18 protein-coding genes and 1 riboswitch are annotated in these 19,943 nt (G+C 47.6%); of the genes, 13 read left to right on the top strand and 5 right to left on the bottom strand.

Features of this window, described 5'->3' with window-relative positions; genetic code table 11:
• The first annotated feature begins 793 nt into the window (after window positions 1–793).
• Window positions 794–1,294, top strand: a complete 501-nt coding sequence (locus IC21_RS16930) for a hypothetical protein (RefSeq protein ID WP_168940015.1) — start codon at window positions 794–796, stop codon at window positions 1,292–1,294.
• 53 nt (window positions 1,295–1,347) lie between these two features.
• On the opposite strand, the gene ric is transcribed toward IC21_RS16930, so the two are convergent.
• The 3 genes from ric to IC21_RS00255 all read right to left on the bottom strand — a co-directional run bounded on the left by ric (window position 1,348) and on the right by IC21_RS00255 (window position 4,296).
• A complete protein-coding gene (ric, locus tag IC21_RS00265) occupies window positions 1,348–2,052 on the bottom strand; it encodes an iron-sulfur cluster repair di-iron protein (RefSeq protein WP_029142991.1) in 705 nt (234 codons plus the stop codon).
• Between the two features lie 308 nt (window positions 2,053–2,360).
• Entirely contained in the window at window positions 2,361–2,897 is a 537-nt protein-coding gene (locus IC21_RS00260) for a YceI family protein (protein WP_029142992.1), read from the bottom strand.
• 280 nt (window positions 2,898–3,177) lie between these two features.
• Window positions 3,178–4,296: an NADH-dependent flavin oxidoreductase gene (locus IC21_RS00255; protein ID WP_029142993.1), complete on the bottom strand. Its 1,119-nt coding sequence runs from the start codon at window positions 4,294–4,296 to the stop codon at window positions 3,178–3,180.
• A 143-nt stretch (window positions 4,297–4,439) separates the two neighbouring features.
• On the opposite strand from IC21_RS00255, the gene IC21_RS00250 reads away from it, so the two are divergent.
• From IC21_RS00250 to kimA, 4 genes are all read left to right on the top strand, one after another.
• On the top strand, window positions 4,440–4,913 hold the full coding sequence (locus IC21_RS00250; protein WP_029142994.1) for a hypothetical protein: 474 nt from the start codon (window positions 4,440–4,442) through the stop codon (window positions 4,911–4,913).
• A gap of 135 nt (window positions 4,914–5,048) precedes the next feature.
• Window positions 5,049–6,071 (top strand): HD-GYP domain-containing protein, encoded by a 1,023-nt coding sequence (locus tag IC21_RS00245; protein ID WP_029142995.1) that lies wholly within the window; start codon window positions 5,049–5,051, stop codon window positions 6,069–6,071.
• A gap of 472 nt (window positions 6,072–6,543) precedes the next feature.
• On the top strand, window positions 6,544–7,926 hold the full coding sequence (locus IC21_RS00240; protein ID WP_029141278.1) for a glycine--tRNA ligase: 1,383 nt from the start codon (window positions 6,544–6,546) through the stop codon (window positions 7,924–7,926).
• A gap of 1,185 nt (window positions 7,927–9,111) precedes the next feature.
• A riboswitch (cyclic di-AMP (ydaO/yuaA leader) is annotated at window positions 9,112–9,260 on the top strand.
• A 109-nt stretch (window positions 9,261–9,369) separates the two neighbouring features.
• Window positions 9,370–11,190 (top strand): potassium transporter KimA, encoded by a 1,821-nt coding sequence (kimA, locus tag IC21_RS00230; protein ID WP_029143121.1) that lies wholly within the window; start codon window positions 9,370–9,372, stop codon window positions 11,188–11,190.
• A 478-nt stretch (window positions 11,191–11,668) separates the two neighbouring features.
• On the opposite strand, the gene IC21_RS00225 is transcribed toward kimA, so the two are convergent.
• The gene (locus IC21_RS00225) at window positions 11,669–12,505 is read right to left on the bottom strand and encodes an undecaprenyl-diphosphate phosphatase (RefSeq protein WP_029142908.1); all 837 of its coding nucleotides are present in this window, start codon (window positions 12,503–12,505) and stop codon (window positions 11,669–11,671) included.
• A gap of 175 nt (window positions 12,506–12,680) precedes the next feature.
• On the opposite strand from IC21_RS00225, the gene IC21_RS00220 reads away from it, so the two are divergent.
• The 3 genes from IC21_RS00220 (at window position 12,681) to IC21_RS00205 (ending at window position 15,321) form a co-directional block, all read left to right on the top strand.
• Window positions 12,681–12,866 carry a twin-arginine translocase TatA/TatE family subunit gene (locus IC21_RS00220; RefSeq protein WP_013858271.1) on the top strand — a complete coding sequence of 62 codons (186 nt, stop codon included), beginning with the start codon at window positions 12,681–12,683 and terminating at the stop codon, window positions 12,864–12,866.
• 391 nt (window positions 12,867–13,257) lie between these two features.
• Entirely contained in the window at window positions 13,258–14,283 is a 1,026-nt protein-coding gene (locus IC21_RS00215) for an AI-2E family transporter (RefSeq protein WP_017551741.1), read from the top strand.
• A gap of 309 nt (window positions 14,284–14,592) precedes the next feature.
• Window positions 14,593–15,321, top strand: a complete 729-nt coding sequence (locus IC21_RS00205) for an amino acid ABC transporter ATP-binding protein (RefSeq protein WP_029142906.1) — start codon at window positions 14,593–14,595, stop codon at window positions 15,319–15,321.
• 209 nt (window positions 15,322–15,530) lie between these two features.
• Here IC21_RS00205 and IC21_RS00200 read toward each other — a convergent pair whose 3' ends face one another.
• Window positions 15,531–15,722 carry a hypothetical protein gene (locus tag IC21_RS00200; protein ID WP_029142905.1) on the bottom strand — a complete coding sequence of 64 codons (192 nt, stop codon included), beginning with the start codon at window positions 15,720–15,722 and terminating at the stop codon, window positions 15,531–15,533.
• 60 nt (window positions 15,723–15,782) lie between these two features.
• On the opposite strand from IC21_RS00200, the gene IC21_RS00195 reads away from it, so the two are divergent.
• The 5 genes from IC21_RS00195 to IC21_RS00175 all read left to right on the top strand — a co-directional run bounded on the left by IC21_RS00195 (window position 15,783) and on the right by IC21_RS00175 (window position 19,904).
• Window positions 15,783–16,592, top strand: a complete 810-nt coding sequence (locus IC21_RS00195) for a transporter substrate-binding domain-containing protein (RefSeq protein WP_013858275.1) — start codon at window positions 15,783–15,785, stop codon at window positions 16,590–16,592.
• A 65-nt stretch (window positions 16,593–16,657) separates the two neighbouring features.
• A complete protein-coding gene (locus tag IC21_RS00190) occupies window positions 16,658–17,311 on the top strand; it encodes an amino acid ABC transporter permease (RefSeq protein ID WP_029142904.1) in 654 nt (217 codons plus the stop codon).
• 25 nt (window positions 17,312–17,336) lie between these two features.
• Window positions 17,337–18,044 (top strand): amino acid ABC transporter permease, encoded by a 708-nt coding sequence (locus IC21_RS00185; protein ID WP_029142903.1) that lies wholly within the window; start codon window positions 17,337–17,339, stop codon window positions 18,042–18,044.
• 385 nt (window positions 18,045–18,429) lie between these two features.
• Complete coding sequence (locus IC21_RS00180) at window positions 18,430–18,831, top strand: GntR family transcriptional regulator (protein ID WP_017554236.1); 402 nt, start codon at window positions 18,430–18,432, stop codon at window positions 18,829–18,831.
• Entirely contained in the window at window positions 18,819–19,904 is a 1,086-nt protein-coding gene (locus tag IC21_RS00175) for a DUF1648 domain-containing protein (RefSeq protein WP_029142902.1), read from the top strand. The genes IC21_RS00180 and IC21_RS00175 overlap by 13 nt, the downstream gene beginning before the upstream one ends.
• Window positions 19,905–19,943: the final 39 nt, after the last annotated feature.

Below are 19,943 nucleotides of genomic sequence, written 5' to 3'. Positions count from 1 at the left end.
TCAAGCGACCAGCGATGTCATGAAAAATATGGCATGAGATCAAAATTAAATTTCACTTATTGGTGTCCAAAATATTGACTTAAATCCAGACAAAAGGGGGGCGTCCGAGGGGCGAAATGTCCTTCATCGGGGTGATGAAGGACAAAAGGGGGGCCTCCAAGGGGCGAAATGTCCTTCATCGAGGCTATGAAGGACAAAAGAGGGGCCTCCAAGGGGCGAAATGTCCTTCATCGGGGTGATGAAGGACAAAAGAGGGGCGTTCGTGGGGCGGAATGTCCTTCATCGGGGTGATGAAGGACAAAAGAGTTGCGTTCGCGGGGCGAAATGTCCTTCATCGGGGTGATGAAGGACAAAAGGGGGACGTCCGGGCAGTGAAATGTCCTTCATCGGAGTTATGAAAGACAAAAGAGTGGCATTCGCGGGGCGAAATGTCCTTCATCGAGGCTATGAAGGACAAAAGGAGGGCGTCCAGGCAGCGAAATGTCTTTCATCGGGGTGATGAAGGACAAAAGGGGGGCGCCCGAGTCAGCGAAATGTCTTTCATCGGGATGATGAAAGACAAAAAGGGGGCGTTCGCGGGGCGAAATGTCCTTCATCGGGATGATGAAAGACAAAAAAGGGGCGCCCGGGCAGTGAAATGTCCTTCATCAGAGCTATGAAAGACAAAAGTGAAGTGCCCGCGCAGCGAATTGTCTTTCACCGAGGTGATGAAAGACAAAAGGGGGTTGCCCACGCAGCAAAATGTCTTTCATCGGAGTTATGAAAGACAAAAGAGTGGCGTCCAGGCAGCGAAATGTCTTTCATCGCGACTATGAAGGACAAAAGAGAGCTGGAATCCGAGCAAACTGTCCTTTTGGAGGTCTCAAAAAGACAAAAGAGAGTCGGACCAGAGGCAAATTGTCCATTTGGAGGTCTCAAAAAGACAAAAGAAATCCGGATCAGGGGCAAATTGTCCTTTTGGGGGGTTCAAAAAGACAAAAGAAAGCCGGACCATTGGCAAACTGTTCTTTTGGAGGTCTCAAAAAGACAAAAGAAAGCTGGAACCCGAGCAAACTGTCCTTTTGAAGGTCTCAAAAAGACAAAAGAAAGCCGGACCAGAGGCAAATTGTCTTTTTGGAGGTCTCAAAAAGACAAAAGAGAGCTGGGATCCGGGCAAATTGTCCTTTTGGAGGTCTCAAAAAGACAAAAGAGAGCTGGAATCCGAGCAAACTGTCCTTTTGGAGGTCTTAAAACGACAAAAGAGGAACGCACGCGCAACGAGTTGTCCTTCCCCGGGGCCAGGAAAGAAAAATAAAAAGCAAACCGCCCCTTTTTAAAAGGCTGCCTGGGAGGACAGCCTTTTAAAAGTCAAACGGCTTCTTCGAGTAACCGCTTGAATAGAATATTATTTTCCAGGTGAATGTGCTGGAATGTATCATTTTCAAAATTTTCAAGGCGTTGGTACACGAGCTGGAATGTACGGCATGCCCCTTCCGGCAATGTATAGTCATTTGTAATTTCGCGGAGCTGGTGCAAAATTTCCCCGACAGCGGCATGTTCCGTTTCAAGATCGGCCAAACCGGCTGTCGCGGCTTTCAGGTTAGCGGCAGATGGATGGCTTTCGTATGCACGAATGGCCGGAAATTGTTCAGCATCTTCTTTTTCAGTATGCGCCAGCAGTTCTGCTTTTAATTGGTTAAACAGTTCATGCACTTCGATGAGATGCGGGTGGTTGCCGCCGTGGACGCGCATCACTTTTGTCACATACGGGCTCAAATTTGGCAGCTCCTCGCGCAAAAACGCATGGTGGGTGGCCTGAATGTGGTTGACAATTTCCGTATAGCCCGCTTCATTCCAATTTTGCCCAACGGCTTTTCCGGCATATTGGCCATAAAGGTTGCAAATGGCATCAACCAGTTCATCTGCTGACAGGTTGCGCTTTTCCGCTGCTTCTTTCACAGACACATTGCCGCCGCAACAAAAATCAATACGGTTTGCTTTAAACAGATCCGCCGCTTTTGGAAATAAAGTTACAATTTCCCCGACAGTCTGGTTTGTTGTAAAACGTTCCATCGAATTCACTCCTCCATTTCATTGCTGTCTTCATCATAAACCATCAGCACCCGCTTATTTGTGATGCACATCACAGCAATTGAGAAAAGTTCTTATTTAATAGAAAAAAGTGATTGAGAGCACTGAAAAAATGATGTTTTATTTTTATTTATACAAGGATGCAAAAAATGGCGGGACACTATGAATGGTGGTGTCTCGCCATTTTTTGTTTTCTCTTAGGCTTTTTCAGTAGCTTCAACTGATCCTTGGCCTAAGCAGCATGATCTGACCAAAGAAAAAAGCGCCAATTTAAATTGGCGCTTCCGCAATTATTCTGCTTTGCTTGCTTCTAATTCCACCGTAAATTTGATTTCATCGCCAACGAGGACACCGCCTGTTTCAAGGGCTGCATTCCAAGTAAGGCCGTAGTTGCTCCGTTTTACGGTCCCTTCTGCACTAAAGCCGGCGGTTTCCGCACCGCTCATCGGGTTTTTCGAAATCCCTTCAAATGTGACTTTAAATGTTTCTTCTTTTGTCACGCCACGGATCGTCAAATCACCGGTGACGTTATATTCATTGTTTCCTGCCTTTGTAACCGACTTGGAGACAAATGTAATTTTCGGATATTGTTCGACATCTAAGAAATCTGCAGAACGAAGATGATTATCGCGGTCATCATTTTTCGTGCTAATGCTGCTGGCATCAACAATAAAAGAAATGTTTGCATCCGTTAAATCCTGGGGATCGGCTTCGAGTTCGACTTCAAAATTTTGAAAAGACCCTTTTACTTTTGAAATCATCATATGTTTTACTGTAAAATCAATGGTGCTGTGTGCATAGTCAACTGCCCATTTTGTTTTTGCCATCATGAATTCCTCCTGTTTTTAAAACTTACTTTTCGTAACTTAGTTTAATATTGTAAGTGAAAAAAGTCAAGAAAACCGAACCTATTTTTTAAAATGGGTCGGTTTTCTGAATCAGCAGCAGGCAGAAACCTGCATGTTAACGGTGTTTGCGGGAACCAGTCCGGGCATGCCGTAAGTTGCGCAAAAGCTGCTAAAGCCCGCAGCAATGTGTGCCAAACTAAGCTGCTAAAGCCTTAGGCCAGATTCGGCAGGCGGAGCAATGCCGTGCAGCAGGCAGATGTCACTCTGCAAACGGGAACCAGCCCGGAATTGAGATGATCATCTTCCACAGCGGTTCCGGAATAACGAGCCGTTCGCGGTCGTCTTTTTGTAACGCGGTTTGAATCGCATCCTTTTGTCCGGCTTTGATTTTCTCCACCCAATGCGGTTCCATGACAAGCTCACGGCCGAGGGCAATAAGTGGCACGCCGGTTTCCATTGCTTTCAAAACCTCGTCTCCTGTGTGCAGGGAACCGACGCCGATCAAAGGCACGCGGCCTGCAGTATGTTCCACGATCTGTTCCATGCGCGGACGGCCGGGTTCACCGCCGCGGCGGGCTTTAGACCAGAAATGCTGCAGGGAAATATGCACGTAGTCGAGCTCTTTTTCCATCAGCGCATCCAACAGCGCGAACGTGTCATCCATCGTAATTCCCGGTTCGTACGGTTCTTCCGGGGACAAGCGGTATCCGACTAAAAACGGCCGGTCTGCATATTCCGCCACCGCTTTTTTCACAGCATCAACGACAGCAAGCGGGAATGCAAGCCGTTTTTCCAGGCTGCCGCCCCACTCGTCTTCACGCCGGTTCGTATACGGGGAGAAAAATTGCTGAATCAGATAACCGTTTGCACCGTGAATTTCAACGCCGTCAAAACCGGCTTCGATCACGCGGCGTGTTGCTTCGCCGAATGCTTTCACAATTTCAGCGGTTTCTTCTCCTGTCAACGCGCGCGCATGGACGCTGCCGTCTGACGAATCTGTTTCACTCGCGCTCACAACATCCCCGCCGGGCACGAGTTCAGCCGGGCATTCGCGGCCGCCATGGTGGATTTGCACAACCGCTTTTGCGCCGTTTTGCTGAATCGTTTGCGCCAGTTTTTTCATGCTCTCAACCATTTCATCTGTATGCGCGCCGGGTTGCCCGGTAAACGCTTTTCCGTTTTCCGTAACATTGGCACATGCCGTCACGACCATCCCTGGCCCTTTGGCACGTTCCGCGTAATAACGCAGCTCAGCATCGGAAATCGTGCCGTCATCATTCGAGGAATAATGGGTCATCGGCGCCATCACGATGCGGTTTTCCGCCCTGACGCCGCTTTTAAACGTAATGGATTCAAACAGTTTATCGTATTTGCTCATGGTAGTGCTCCTTTCCTGTTTGCTTTCGCTTTTTTATTATGTTCCAATCTGCAAAAAAACGAAAACGAAAAGCACCGATTCAACCATGCAGGCATATCATATAGGAAAGTATTTTTTACATCATGAATTGGGAGACGTGAATGATGAGTGATGTCCTTTTACTGCTTCAAATGGTGGCAAAAAGGTTGAGTGTCCTTTCGTTGATTACAGCGGTATTGCTGTTGTTGTCCCATTTATGGCTGTACGCTGTATTTGCGTTCATCATAATGGGTGGCCTGATTTGCGTTGACCGGATCATCAGTGAAAAAGGTCATTCACGGGCAGCGGAAAACCGGCGCTATTATACTTTGATCGTTGTGACAGATGAAGAGTGGTATGAAGAAGAGCATGTGCCGTTTCTTGAAATGGATCATGTCTCCTTGGAGCTGCATTATCAATATGAAGATATCCGCCGCATCAATCCGCTGATCCAGCTGCAGGCGTTTCCCGGATTTGTTCTCGTCGAAACGGATGATACAAAAAGAATAGAGGAATTGTTGCAAAACCCGGCGCTCGTTACGGGAAACTATGCGGAAGTCGTACGTTTTCTGAAACAGGAAAGTGCGGTGGAAAACTGACACCCGCTTGCAATGGGATGCCTGGCAGGTAGCGGAACATAAATGAACTTTTTAAGAAAAATCGGAAAGGCTTCCTCTCACTAACATTTCCTGTGTTAAAATGTAAAAAAAGTACGTTCAAGGGGAGCTTTTTCAATGGTGTTTCGAAAAGGGGAAAAGTTAGCAGAAGATTTGTATTCCAATAGCGGCGTCCTGTTGCTGCGAAAAGGGACGTTTCTTACAGAAAGGCTTGCTGCCATTTTAAATAAATATGAAGTCATCCGCGATCCGGAACTGGACGGCAGGCGCATTGCCACCGAAGCGCACGGGATCTTCCATGACTTATTATATGAGAATATTTACCATGAAATGGAAGAACTCCAGCACATCATTCAAGTGAAAACAACCCTTTGTGATGCAGAAGTGGAGAGTATGGAAAGAAATTTTCGCAAGCTTTACAAAGAAGTGTTTGCCACCCGGACGTCTATTTTGGAACTAATGGAGCATTTCTCCGCTGACGAATATTTGTTCAAACACTGTATCCATGTCGGGCTGATCGCTGCCAATATCGGGAAAATTTTGAAGCTGCATCCCGAAAAGCAAAGCCTGCTGGCGCAAATGGGGCTTTTCCACGATATTGGCAAGTTCACCATTGACCCGCAAATTCTTAATAAACCGGGAAGACTAACAGACGAAGAGTTTGCCTTGATCAAGAAGCATCCGGAAGCGGGTTACCGGCTGCTTGAGAAAACATCGCTCGACCCGATGATTTTAAAAGGGGTCCTGATGCACCATGAACGGCTGGACGGCTCAGGCTACCCGGATGGCAGGAAAACCATTCCTTTTCTTGTCGGAATTATATCGGTGGCAGATACGTTTGACGCCATTTGCTCCAACCGCGCATACCGCAGGAGGCAGCCGGTGTTTTTTGCGATTGACGAATTAATGGCAGATGCTGATGCCGGCCGGCTCGATCGGGAAATTGTCCTCCCGTTTGCCAACTTCCTGATGGAAAATTACCGGAAACAACCGATTACACTCCGTAACGGGATAAAAGGGAGCATTATCCGGATCCATCCGCTTCATCCAAACCAGCCTGTCCTTAAAGTCGAAGGGTACCCGGTTTTAAACCTGATGGAACAAAAGCTGACTTTGTTTCAAATTGCCAATCCCAATTAACCGGGGCTCTTTTGTATGAAATGTAAAAAAAACGACTTGAAAGACAAAGCGTGCCTTTTTGGGGCCGGAAAGGCGGACAGGAGCAGTACGGCCGCCCGGATATTTCAACAAAAATAGAAGGTTTGCAAAGTATGGCAGATATTCATTCCAAAGCAAGCCGGGCATTGACTTGTCCTGCCCGGTTTTGGTATAGTATTTCTATTCAAATAGCGACGATGAAGGATCAATAGTAGCCGGAACTTTTCCTTTTCAAGCGAGCCGGGGGCGGTGGAAGCCCGGCAAGGAACCCGGTGAAACGGCAGTCCGGAGTTTTTTCATGGAAAGTGGGTGCGGAAATTCCGCATCAACTGGGGTGGAACCGCGGGAATTCAAGCTCTCGTCCCCAGGCTGTTGCCTGGAGCCGGGAGCTTTTTATATGGAAACATTCCCGTCCCCAGGGGAAACCATTTCAATGAAAAAAGGAGAGATGACAATGAGCGTCACGATGGATCAAATCGTCTCGCACGCGAAACACCGCGGGTTTATTTTCCCGGGTTCGGAAATTTACGGAGGGCTTGCCAACACTTGGGATTACGGCCCGCTCGGCGTCGAATTCAAAAACAACGTCAAAAAAGCCTGGTGGAAAAAATTCATCCAGGAGTCGCCGTACAATGTCGGCCTCGATGCTGCGATCCTGATGAACCCGCGCACATGGGAAGCAAGCGGCCACCTCGGCAATTTTAATGACCCGATGATCGACTGCAAACATTGTAAAGCCCGGCACCGTGCCGACAAGCTGATCGAAAATGCCCTGCATGAAAAAGGGATCGACATGATTGTCGACGGCCTGCCGTTTGAAAAAATGGAAGAGCTGATCAAAACGCATGACATCGCCTGCCCGGATTGCGGCAGCAAAGACTGGACCGGCATCCGCCAGTTTAATCTGATGTTCAAAACATACCAGGGCGTAACCGAAGACAGCACGAATGAACTGTATTTGCGCCCGGAAACCGCACAAGGCATTTTCGTCAATTTTAAAAATGTGCAACGGACAATGCGCAAAAAATTGCCATTCGGGATTGCCCAAATCGGCAAAAGTTTCCGGAACGAAATCACCCCGGGGAACTTCATTTTCCGCACGCGCGAATTTGAACAGATGGAACTTGAATTTTTCTGCAGGCCGGGCGAGGAGCTCAAATGGTTTGACTACTGGAAACAATATGCGCGCGAATTTTTGCTGAATCTCGGCATGAAGGAAGAAAACTTGCGGCTGCGCGACCATGAAAAAGAAGAACTGTCCCATTACTCGAATGCGACAACCGACTTTGAATACAACTTCCCGTTCGGCTGGGGCGAACTGTGGGGCATTGCCTCCCGTACTGATTACGACCTGAAACGCCATATGGAATATTCCGGCGAGGATTTCACTTATCTTGACCAGGAAACGAATGAACGCTTTGTTCCGTACTGCATTGAGCCGTCGCTCGGGGCGGACCGTGTAGCGCTGGCATTCCTGATTGACTCTTATGCAGAAGAGGAACTCGAAGACGGCACAACCCGCACGGTCATGCATTTGCATCCGGCCCTTGCGCCTTACAAAGCCGCAGTGCTGCCGTTATCGAAAAAATTATCGGATGAAGCACGCGACATTTTTGCGGATTTGTCGAAAACGTTTATGGTTGATTTTGACGAAACCGGGTCGATCGGCAAGCGCTACCGCCGCCAGGACGAAATCGGCACGCCGTTTTGCATCACATACGACTTCGATTCGCGCGATGACCACATGGTGACCGTCCGCGACCGCGACACCATGGAGCAAACCCGCGTGCCAATCACGGAACTTAAAGCCTTTTTGGAAGAAAAAATTAAGTTTTAAAAAAAGCCCGCAACTTGCGGGTTTTTTTCTTTGTTGGTGCGCCGGACAGCCATAAGCAAATCTATCCTGATCGTAATGGATTTTGGCGTTTGGAACGCCTAATTAGACCTTAATTAGACATTTTTAACGGGTTTTACGCTTGGATTTGTCCAATTAGAACGCCTAACTAGACATTTTCAACGGGTTTTCGCCTAATTTGTCCAATTGGATGCGGCGTGTTTTGTCCTTTTGACAGGATCAAAAGGACATTTCGTTACCTGATGCCGCTCGTTTTGTCTTTTTGACGGCTTCAAAAGGACAATTCGTTCCCGGATGCGGCATGTTTTGTCCTTTTGACAGGATCAAAAGGACATTTCGTTACCTGATGCCGCTCGTTTTGTCTTTTTGACGGCTTCAAAAGGACAATTCGGGCCCGAATGCAACTCCTTTTGTCCTTTTGACAGGATCAAAGGGACATTTCATTCCCGGATGCGGCATGTTTTGTCCTTTTGACAGGATCAAAGGGACATTTCATTCCCGGATGCGGCATGTTTTGTCCTTTTGACAGGATCAAAAGGACATTTCGTTACCTGATGCCGCACGTTTTGTCTTTTTGACGGCTTCAAAAGGACAATTCGGGCCCGGATGCAACTCCTTTTGTCCTTTTGACAGGATCAAAAGGACATTTCGTTACCAGATGCCGCACGTTTTGTCTTTTTGACGGCTTCAAAAGGACAATTCGGGCCCGGATGCAACTTCTTTTTGTCCTTTTGACAGGTTCAAAGGGACATTTCGTTACCTGATGCCGCTCGTTTTGTCTTTTTGACGGCTTCAAAAGGACATTTCGGGCCCGAATGGAGCTCCTAATTAGACAATTCCACCGGGTTCGCGCCTCTTTTGGTCTTATGTTTCCAATTGATCCGCCTGCCCCAAGAGGTCATCTTTTCATCCTCAGGTTTTACCTTCCTAACTCTGTTTATCTCTTTACTCCGGATTTGCCGAAAAACCTTGCTTTTTGCGTGCTTTAGGCACATTCGGATATTCTACAAAAGAAGCATGATCGAAAATTAGGTACTGTGAATAAAGACAGTTTGCCCGGGGATATGGCGGGTAAAGATGGACATACCGAAACGCAATTGCGAAATAGTCTTTACAAACCATGGCAACGGGAGTAAGATAGGATGTCGTATGAAAAATTTGTGTTTCATAACTGAACCGCTTAATCCGGAAACGGAACGGGGGAACCAGGTTGGCGGCCGCGCGCCGCTCTGGGGTGAAGCCTTTTTTTAAAAGGCAGGGCCACTCTTATGCCCGAACCCGACAGCTAACCCCGTCAGCGTTATAAGAGAGGATGTGAAACTGTGATCGGGCAATAGACCACAGGGAAGATGAATTCTCTTTGTGGTTTTTCTTATTTTAGGGGAAGCATTTTTGAAACACTGCAGATAAAAGGAGACCATTCAAATGTTCACCACGATAAAACGATTGTTAATTGGGAGACCGCTTCGTTCAAATGAACTTGAAGGGCAGAAGCTGACCAAGTTAAAAGCATTGGCCATTCTTTCATCCGACGCGCTTTCATCTGTTGCGTACGGGCCTGAACAGGTGCTGATTGTACTTGCCACAGTGGGGGCGCTGGCATTTTGGTATTCTATTCCAATTACAGTCGGCATTTTAATTTTATTGGCTGCACTTATTTTATCTTATCGCCAGGTCATTTACTCTTATCCGCAAGGCGGCGGGGCATACCGTGTCTCGAAAGAAAATCTCGGCGTCACCCCTGGCCTTCTTGCGGGCGGATCTTTGCTGGTGGACTACATTTTAACGGTGGCCGTTTCCGTCTCAGCCGGAACAGATGCCATTACTTCCGCGTTTCAGAGCTTGCATCCGTACAGTGTGCAGATTGCGGTTTTTCTCGTTCTGATCATTACGATTCTGAATTTGCGCGGGCTGACGGAATCGGCCAATGTGCTCGCTTACCCGGTTTATCTGTTCGTATTCTCATTGTTTGTCATCATTGTTGTCGGTTTATTCAAAACAGTAACGGGGCAAATCCCGCAAAACCTGCATCCGCATATCGGTACGCCGGTCGCCGGCATTTCACTGTTTCTTTTGTTAAAAGCTTTCTCATCCGGCTGTTCGGCATTGACAGGGGTCGAAGCCATTTCCAACGCGATCCCGAACTTCCGCGACCCGGCACCGAGAAACGCAGCCCGCACGCTTGCCATGATGGGTATCATTCTGGCATCGCTTTTGGCGGGCATCAGTTTTCTCGCATACTGGCTCGGCATTGCACCGAAAGAAACAGAAACCGTTGTATCGCAAATGGCCCACCGGACACTTGGCAACGGTGTTTTGTACTATTTCGTCCAGGCAACTACGGCTTTAATTCTCGTGCTTGCTGCGAACACCGGGTTCTCAGCGTTCCCGCAGCTCGCTTTTAACCTGGCAAGGGACAAATTTATGCCGCGCATGTTCACGATCCGCGGTGACCGGCTTGGTTACTCAAACGGCATTATTTTTCTCGGCGTTGCTTCCATGATTTTAATTGTGGCATTCCAGGGCAATACCGAGCGCCTCATTCCATTGTATGCAGTCGGTGTGTTTATTCCGTTTACGCTTGCGCAATGCGGCATGATTGTGAAATGGGTCACTCAAAGGCCGAGGGGCTGGGCCGGCAAAATGTCGGTCAACTTTGTCGGTGCCATTATTACATTTAGTGTCCTTGCGATTTTATTCATTACGAAATTTACGCAAGTATGGCCGGTTTTGATCTTCCTGCCGATTGTCATGCATATTTTCCGGAAAGTGAACCGGCATTACGAGGCGGTCGGCGAGCAGCTGCGGATTAAAGGCATGTTTCAGGAAGAAATCCACTCCAATGTGATCATTGTCCCGGTGGCCGGCATTACAACGGTCGTGGAGCGGACGATTAATTATGCAAAATCGCTCTCGGATCAGGTCATTGCCGTTTATGTCGCTTTTGATCATGAAGACGAGAAGAAAATGGAAGAAAAGTGGAAAGAGTGGGGTTGTGATGTCCGCCTTGTCACCCTGCACTCGTCTTACCGGAGCATTGTCCAGCCACTTGCAAAATTTTTGGAAATTATCCAGCGGAAAGCAAAAGAAAACGAGTACCAGGTCATGGTGCTCATTCCGCAATTCATCCCGAAAAAACGCTGGCAAAACATTTTGCACAACCAGTCTGCGCTCCTCATCCGGATGCGCCTTCTATGGGAAAAAGACGTTGTCGTTGCAACAATGCCCTACCATTTTAAAAAGTAAAAAAGCTGCCGGATCTGGCAGCTTTTTTCGTACAGCATCGAAAATATTTAGGGCAAGGGCGTGCCAGGAATGTTTAAATGGGAAGTCTAATACAGACAAAAAGGAAGAGCTGTCCCCTGCGTACTGCTAATTAGAATGCCTAATTAGACAAAACAGAGGCCCCGCCCGCCCATTTTGTCTAATTGGAAAACCCAATTAGACGCCCATGCCGCAATGAACGCGGCACCAGCAGAAGAATGAAAACCAGCCGGCGCATATTTTCAGGATAGACAAAGCAAAGGCCCCGCATTCCTGCTTCGTCCAATTAGACGCCCATGCCGCAATGAACGCGGCACCAGCAGAAGAATGAAAATCAGCGCCGCGCAATTTCCAAGATACACAGCCGGATCATCACACAGTCCCTTTCTGCCAAAGCATGCCCGGCTCCCCGGCCCATCCCCGCAAAAAAAAAGCCACGCAACGCTGCGCAGCCAAAATCTTATCGGTTCCAAATCAAAAGAAGCAAAATGATCGCCAAAAGGATGCGGTATACCGCAAACGGGATCAGCTTTACTTTGTTGATCAATGCGAGGAAAAACTTGATCGCGATTAAGGCGAAAATAAACGCGCTGATGAATCCGGTAATAAAAAACGGAATCGTCTCAGGCGTCACGGCGCCCCAGTGCTTTACAAGCGAAAGAAAGCTCGCGCCAAACATGATCGGCACAGCCATAATAAACGTAAAGTCCGCTGCAGCACGGTGGCTCATGCCAAGCAGGACGCCGCCTGAAATCGTAGAACCGGAACGTGAAAAACCCGGCCACAGGGCAAGACATTGAAAAAGCCCAACCACAAACGCCTGTCTATATGTAATTTGGTCGACCGTCTCCGTCTTCGGCCGGCGCGGGCGCGTGAGATCCGCCACAATCATCAAAACGGCCCCGGCCACAAGGGCAACAAGTACCGTATTCACCGAAAACAGATGGGCGTCAATATAATCTTCAAACAAAAAGCCGAGCACAGCCGCCGGAACGAGACCGGTAATCACATGCGTCAATTTCAGCCGTTCACCGTACATCTGCTCTCTCGTAATATTTTTCTTCAGGCCGAGCAAATTTAAAAACCTGTCCCAGAATACGACCACCATCGCCATAATGGACCCAAGCTGGATCACCACTTTAAATACATTTGCCGCTTCAGTGCCATAAAGATGATTCGATTTCAAAATCAAGTCATCCACAATAATCATATGGCCCGTCGAAGAAACCGGGGCAAACTCTGTCAGCCCCTCCACAAGACCGAGAATTGCGGCCACAAACAAATTCCACAAATGCAAAAACGTCACCTCCAGACTACATTATTCTACCATGGACGCCGGCCAAAACGAATAAATTTTTTTACGAACCCCGCCTTGCCTAATCTGAAAATAAACTGTATTCCGGTGATTATAAGTTGAAAATGTTTACAATACACTATAAGATAAAGATAAAGAAGCCCGGGGAGGGGAAAAAATGCCTGGAAATCTCAGCTTTGGCGAAATTCTCATTATCCTTGTTGTTGCACTTTTAATTTTCGGCCCGTCGAAACTCCCGCAGCTTGGAAGGGCAGCCGGCCAAACATTGCGCGAATTCAAAAAAGGCGTGCGCGACGCCATTGATGAAGAAGAAAAGCCACAAGTGAAAAAAAGCAAATCATAACCATAAGCCGCTGTAAAACACAGCGGCCCGTTTTTTGCATTCCCCCCGCCATTTTCCAAACGCTTTTCACGGTAAAACAGCGAAAAACATCCGCCCCTGACACCTTCACGGGCCGAAAATGCAACCGTAACGCCCTGTCCCCGGGGACGGATTCAATTTTCCTGATCGTAATTGATTTTGACGCGAAAAACTTAAGTTCTTTTTATATAGCAGCAGGAACGGAGGGCTCCCCATGGGCTGATTCATCTGTATGGTTTATTTCCTTTTATGGCAGGAAAAAATTTTACACATCCCTCGCCGGCTAAATTACTTGAACCGGCTATAAATGTGTTAAGATAAGGGTAAACAGAAAAATGGTTCCTTTGAATCCGGAGGGGGTAATAACAATACGATGGAAGACCGGCTGTTTTCATTATTTCAAAAACGGGGGGTCAGAAGGGTTCTTATCTTTGTGCTGATCACACTTATCCTGTATTTTCTGCGCAGCATGATGGACCTGATGCTGCTCACCTTTATTTTTTCCTATCTTGTCAACAGACTGCAAAAAATTGTGACAAGATGGTTTCCGATCAAACGCAGACTGGCTGTTTTAATCGTGTATATTTTGATTCTCGGCGGCCTCACACTCGGCGTGATCAAATATTTTCCGATCCTGGTCAATGAAATTACCCAGCTTGTTATGCAGATTTCCGATTTTTACACAAAACCTCAGCACAATGAAGTACTGAATTATATTGTGAAAAACATCCAGGAAAAGAAAATTGTCGACTACGCACAAAAAGGCGTTTCTATCCTGTTCGATTATTTTACAAGCATCAGCAAAGTCAGCATCCAGGTCTTCATGGCCATTATCCTGAGTTTGTTTTTCCTGCTTGAAAAAGAGCGGATCATCCGTTTTACAAAACAGTTTAAAAAGAGCAAACTTGCAGCGTTTTACGATGAAATCGAGTATTTCGGTGTCAAATTTGTAGGGACATTCGGGAAAGTGATCGAGGCCCAGTTCATTATCGCCGTTGTGAATTCCGTTCTTACTACGATCGGTCTCTGGATTCTCGGCTTTCCGCAGTTATTCGGGCTCGCCATTCTCATTTTTGCTCTCGGCCTTATCCCGGTCGCCGGCGTTTTCATCTCGCTCATTCCGCTCTGTATCATCGCTTACAGCATCGGTGGCGGAATGAAAGTACTGTATGTCCTCATTTTGATTGTCATCGTGCATGCCGTGGAAGCCTATGTGCTGAATCCGCAGCTGATGTCCTCAAAAACGAATATGCCTGTTTTTTACACTTTTCTCATTTTAATTTTTTGTGAGCATTTTTTCGGTTTGTGGGGGCTCATTCTTGGTATTCCCATTGTGATGTTCTTCCTTGATGTTCTTGAAGTTACCGGCCAAAGTACGGAGCCAAAGAAAAAAACATAATGTGTACAATGTGCGCCAGCCGTTCCAAAATGGGTAAGCATTTTGGAATGGCTTTTTTAGTGAATAAATGAAACAGGCTGCTTTCTTCACGGGAAATTTTATAGGCTTCTTCTAAAGGGATTTCTGAAATTGTTAATATTTTTAAAAAATACCTCACCCAAAAATCCATTTCAAAAAACAGAAAAATACCTCCAATAAAAATATTGATGTTATCTGAATAGATTGATATACTCTAAAATAGGGAGTAATGGAAGGTTTCTAAATTCTGGAAGCGCACACCAAAAAGATGAGCAGCCGGGAGGTGAAGATGTGATTTCATTCCATCATGTCAACAAATACTATGGTGATTTTCACGTTTTAAAAGATATTAACCTTGAAGTAAAAGAAGGGGAAGTCGTCGTTGTGATCGGCCCTTCCGGATCAGGGAAGAGCACAATGCTCCGCTGCATCAACCGCCTGGAAGAAATCACGGACGGCGAACTCTTCGTCCGCAATATGAAAGTCAATGATAAAAAAACCGATATCAACGACCTTCGCAAAAATATCGGCATGGTCTTCCAGCACTTCAATTTGTATCCGCATAAAACCGTTTTGCAAAATATCACGCTGGCGCCGATCAAAGTGCTGGGCCAAAGCAAGGAAGAAGCGGAAAAAAAGGCGATGCACTACCTAGAAAGGGTGGGTATTCCGGATAAAGCAAACGCCTACCCGTCACAGTTATCAGGCGGCCAGCAGCAACGTGTCGCCATTGCTAGGGGGCTGGCAATGGAGCCGGACATCATGCTGTTTGACGAACCGACCTCCGCCCTGGACCCCGAGATGATCGGAGAAGTGCTCGACGTTATGAAATCACTTGCAAAAGACGGCATGACCATGGTAGTCGTCACGCACGAAATGGGTTTTGCCCGCGAAGTGGCGGACCGCGTTATTTTTATGGACCAGGGGAGGATCATCGAGGACAATACACCGGAAGCCTTTTTCAAAAACCCGCGTGAAGAACGCGCCCGCACCTTCTTAAACCGTGTACTGAACCATTAATCATGAGGCCACGGGCAAAATATTTGTATCCGGGCAGGATGCTAAAAATCGGGTGCAAACCATGTGCGACAATCGGGTCCATGTATGGCGGCATCAATCGCTGGGATGCCGGTTACGAATGGCAGCCAAACATCCTGCGCCACGCCCGGGCAGGATGCCAAAAATCGGGTGAAAACCATGTGCAGCTATTGGTCCATGCATGGCGGCTGTCAATCGCCGGAAAGCCGGTACCCGTCGCGGTCATAAACCATCTGCATCTGCATATACATTCGTATCCGGGGATGGCGCGTGGGAGCAGCGGCCATAAGCCAGGGAATTGCGCGTGCGTCATCCGCAGGTTCGGCCCGCGGGAATACCCGGGCTTCATCCAAAGGCAGCACCAGCACAAAATCATTCATCATTGGGGACTTCCGCAAAGCGCTTGCTTTCGCGGTGGCCATAAATAAAAAAGGGGGATTCAAATGGGAAAAGTAAAAAAATGGTTAGCAACAGGATTAATTTTTGTTTTGGCAGCAGCACTGGTCGCAGGCTGTGGCAAATCAAAAACGACAGGCGGCTCTGCAAGCGATGATCCGATCAAAAAAATCGAAGACAGAGGGAAATTGGTCGTCGGAGTCAAATATGATACATATCTATTTGGCTACAAAGACCCGAAAACCGGAAAAGTGGAAGGCTTTGATGTAGACATCGCAAAAGCAATTTCCAAGAAAATTTTCGGTGACAAAGTCAAAGTCGAACTGAAAGAAGTTACATCGAAAACCCGGATTCCGATGCTGCAAAACGGCGATGTTGACATGGTTGTCGCGACCATGACGATCACGCCGGACCGGAAAAAAGTGGTGGACTTCTCGGATGTTTACTTTGATGCCGGCCAGTCGCTCCTTGTGAAAAAAGGCAGCAAGATTAAAAGCGTCAAAGATTTGACAAAAGGCACAAAAGTATTGACAGTAAAAGGTGCAACTTCCGGGGACAACGTCAAGAAAGCCGCACCGGATACGCAAGTGCTGGAATATGAAAACTATCAGGAGGCGTTCACGGCTTTGAAATCCGGAAAAGGGGATGCGCTGACAACCGACAACTCGATCCTTTACGGCATGGCTGCCCAGGATCCGAACTATCAAGTCGTTGGCGGGACATTCACAAATGAACCGTATGGCATCGCGATGAAAAAAGGCAATACGAAACTCGTAAAAGCCGTCAACAAAGCTTTGAAAGAACTGAAAGACAGCGGGGAATACGACAAAATCAAAAACAAATGGATCAAAGAATAAGGATAAGGGGTGGGCAAAATCGCCCATCCCTTTCTCCTGATTAAACCGCAAAGGAGTGAAACAGCGTGCTCGATTTTTCCATCCTCACCGACAATATCGACTTATACATGAAAGGTTTTGTCAATACGATTAAAATCAGCATCATCGGCCTTGCCGCCAGTTTCATTCTCGGCAACATCATTGCCGTGTTCAGGCTGGCCCCCGTGAAACTGCTGAATTTTATCGGCGCAGTCTACGTCGAAGTCGTCCGCAATATTCCGTTAATCCTGACCGGGTTCTTTTTCTATAACGGGCTCAGCTATTTTCATATTAATTTAAGCGGCTTTATCGCGGGCACCATTGCGCTCTCCATTTACACTGCCGCTTTTATTGCGGAAGCCGTGCGTGCCGGCATTCAATCGGTGGACAAGGGCCAGCTTGAAGCCGCACGGTCAACCGGTTTGACGTATATCCAGGCGATGCGTTACGTCGTCCTCCCGCAGGCAATCAAAATCGTCATTCCGCCGATCGGCAACCAATTCCTGAACCTGGTCAAAAACTCTTCGATCCTCGGCGTTTTTGCGGGACTCGACCTCATGTATTACGCCGATCTCATTCATGAAAAAACATGGGTCACTTTTGATACGTATATTTTCGTCGGCATGTTTTATCTCATTCTGACGATCCCGCTCAGCCTGCTTGTCAACTATCTTGAACGCCGGCTGGCCAGAAGCAGTTGAATCATATTTAAAGGAGGGAAATGTGATGGATTTTGCCGGAGCTTATTCAAGCGGAAACCTGGCTTATTTGCTAAAGGGTTTTGCGGTAACATTGGAAGTGGCTTTTGTTGCAATCGTGCTGAGCTTTCTCATCGGCTGTATCCTCGGCATCTTGCGTTACGCCAAAATCCCGGTTTTATCGCCAATCGTGGCACTTATTGTGGAAATCACCCGGAACCTGCCGCTGATTTTGATTATTTTCTTTACATATTTTGCCTTGCCGGAAGTTGGCGTGAAAATGAGCGTCACGGCTGCAGCCATTTCGGCGCTGACGGTGTTCGAATCCGCGATGATCGCTGAAATTGTGCGCGGCGGCCTGAACGCCATCCCAAAAGGCCAGATCGAAGCTGCCCGTTCGTCAGGCCTCAGTTATATCCAAACGCTGTGGTACATTATCTTGCCGCAGGCTTTGAAAAAAATGATCCCGCCGCTCGTGAGTCAGTTCATCTCACTGTTAAAAGACACTTCGCTTGCAATCATCATCTCGCTGCCGGAACTGTTGCATAATGCAAAAGGGATTTATAACGGGGAAGGCGGATCAAAATACATCATCCCGATTCTGCTCATGGCAGCTTTTATGTATTTTGTTGTCAACTACTTGCTTTCCATTCTCGCGCGCCGGCTCGAAAAACGCCTCGACCCGGACCGCTCCGCTGCCAAACAGCTTGTGAACACAACAGAAAATCTGCTCTAGGGGAACCCGTCCCGAGGTTCCTCTTTTTTTTCCCGCTTTTTTCTTGAATAAGCCGTTTGCAATTGCTCTGCGGGGTGCCGATTTCAAAATTTGGGCGGCTTCCTATACCTAAGCTGCGGTCTGCGTTAACTTATAACGAAAATATTGGTTCGTTAGCCCTGCCCAGGATGAAAAACTTGCAGCAGTCTAAGTTAAAAAACGAAAAAAAGTGGCCCGAGGCAAACATAAAAACGGCGAGACACCACCATTCGCAGTGTCTCGCCATTTTTTGCCTTCTATATCCCAGGCCGAAAAAAAGAAAAACAAACCAAATATCCCTTGTTTTTTTGTGTTAACTGTTATACATTATATATAACAAATAACCCAAATAAAAGAGATGATGTTCATGCTCATTAAAATCGATCTTGAGTCTGATGTTCCTATCTACCAGCAGCTGCACAACAGCATCATTGAAGGCATTGCGTCAAAAGAGCTGGCACCGGGCGATTCGCTTCCATCCGTGAGGGCGATGGCATCCGACCTCGGCGTCAACATGCACACGGTTAATAAAGCCTACCAAATCCTGAAGCAGGAAGGTTTTATCCAGATCCACCGGCAAAAGGGGGTTGTCATCCAGCCTGAACAGATGCCCCCGGCCGATGAACCGTATCTTGAAAGCCTTGCGGAAAAACTGCGCCCGCTTATCAGCGAAGCGATCTGCCGCGGCCTGGACGACAAGCATTTTTTAAAAATGTGCGAAAAGCTATACAACGATATTCAAAAGGTGGGAGAACAATGGAAACCGTAATCGTATTGATCTTTTTCGGACTGGTTGCCGCCATGATGGCAGTGACACCGTATATCACAAGAAGAACGGAAAGTTTCGGGGTCACCATCCCGGAAGAAGCCTACCCGGATCCTGAACTGAAAAAACTAAGAAAACAATACGCCGCAGCCATTATTGCCTTCAGTATCCTTCTGGCAGCCGCTTTGCTCATGGCCGTGCGCACAAGCCGGTTGCTTCAAACCGGTTTCGCTCTCGAAGTCTTTGCCGACATTGCCGGCGATTTTCTCATCTATCTTTATTTTCACCGGAAAATGAAAGCGGTCAAGGCGGCACGGAACTGGGCAACCGGGAAAAAGCAGGCGGTCATGGTCGACCCGAAATTCCGGAGCCAGAAACTCATTTTTTCCAACGCATGGTTTCTGATCCATGCAAGCGTGACAGCAGCCACTTTCCTGGTGACATGGTTGTGCTACGGGCGGATTCCGGACCGGATTGCGATGCATTACGATTTTAACGGTACACCGACAGACTGGGTGGAAAAATCGTACCGGAGCGTGTTCGAACTGCCAACTGTCCAGCTGCTTTTGCTCATCTTGTTCATTTGGCTGAATACAATGATTGCCAAAAGCAAGCAGCAGCTCAATGCCGCCAATCCGGAAACTTCCCTCGAGCAAAATGTCCGTTTCCGGCGCAGATGGTCAGCATTTATGATCATCGCAGGCCTGCTTCTCATTTTACTGTTTTTTGCGATTCAGCTTTCCTTTATTGTGCCGGTCCCGATCTTCTTGCTTTCATACGGGGGCATGGGCGCGGTATTGTTGATTGTGGCCGGGGCGGTCGTGCTCTCGGTTACCACCGGGCAGGGCGGCAGCCGCATCCGCGTGGGCAATGGTGCCGTTCAGGGCCGCTTCCAGTATGATGACGATGCGTATTGGAAACTCGGTGTTTTTTACTTCAACCGCAACGATCCTTCTTTATGGGTGGAAAAAAGGTTCGGAAGCGGCTGGACCCTGAACCTTGCGCATCCGGCAGGCTGGGCCATCATCGGGCTTATCATTCTGATTCCGCTTTTGCTTGCTGTTTTCTTTTCTTAAAAAAACAAGGGGGCTGCTCCAGAGAATGGAAGCAACCCC

The organism is Heyndrickxia coagulans DSM 1 = ATCC 7050, assembly GCF_000290615.1.
GTDB classification, from domain to species: Bacteria; Bacillota; Bacilli; order Bacillales; family Bacillaceae_C; genus Weizmannia; species Weizmannia coagulans.
The sequence above is the reverse complement of the archived record's forward strand: the minus strand, read 5'-3'. Positions and strand labels throughout refer to the sequence as shown.

Coding starts and splice junctions, on each gene's coding strand:
- IC21_RS00250 (WP_029142994.1), top strand. CDS start 4,440: ATGAGTGATGTCCTTTTACTGCTTCAAATGGTGGCAAAAAGGTTGAGT.
- IC21_RS00220 (WP_013858271.1), top strand. CDS start 12,681: ATGCCTGGAAATCTCAGCTTTGGCGAAATTCTCATTATCCTTGTTGTT.
- ric (WP_029142991.1), bottom strand. CDS start 2,052: ATGGAACGTTTTACAACAAACCAGACTGTCGGGGAAATTGTAACTTTA.
- IC21_RS00215 (WP_017551741.1), top strand. CDS start 13,258: ATGGAAGACCGGCTGTTTTCATTATTTCAAAAACGGGGGGTCAGAAGG.
- IC21_RS00200 (WP_029142905.1), bottom strand. CDS start 15,722: ATGATGAATGATTTTGTGCTGGTGCTGCCTTTGGATGAAGCCCGGGTA.
- kimA (WP_029143121.1), top strand. CDS start 9,370: ATGTTCACCACGATAAAACGATTGTTAATTGGGAGACCGCTTCGTTCA.
- IC21_RS00245 (WP_029142995.1), top strand. CDS start 5,049: ATGGTGTTTCGAAAAGGGGAAAAGTTAGCAGAAGATTTGTATTCCAAT.
- IC21_RS00175 (WP_029142902.1), top strand. CDS start 18,819: ATGGAAACCGTAATCGTATTGATCTTTTTCGGACTGGTTGCCGCCATG.
- IC21_RS00180 (WP_017554236.1), top strand. CDS start 18,430: ATGCTCATTAAAATCGATCTTGAGTCTGATGTTCCTATCTACCAGCAG.
- IC21_RS00260 (WP_029142992.1), bottom strand. CDS start 2,897: ATGGCAAAAACAAAATGGGCAGTTGACTATGCACACAGCACCATTGAT.
- IC21_RS00185 (WP_029142903.1), top strand. CDS start 17,337: ATGGATTTTGCCGGAGCTTATTCAAGCGGAAACCTGGCTTATTTGCTA.
- IC21_RS00255 (WP_029142993.1), bottom strand. CDS start 4,296: ATGAGCAAATACGATAAACTGTTTGAATCCATTACGTTTAAAAGCGGC.
- IC21_RS16930 (WP_168940015.1), top strand. CDS start 794: ATGTCTTTCATCGCGACTATGAAGGACAAAAGAGAGCTGGAATCCGAG.
- IC21_RS00195 (WP_013858275.1), top strand. CDS start 15,783: ATGGGAAAAGTAAAAAAATGGTTAGCAACAGGATTAATTTTTGTTTTG.
- IC21_RS00240 (WP_029141278.1), top strand. CDS start 6,544: ATGAGCGTCACGATGGATCAAATCGTCTCGCACGCGAAACACCGCGGG.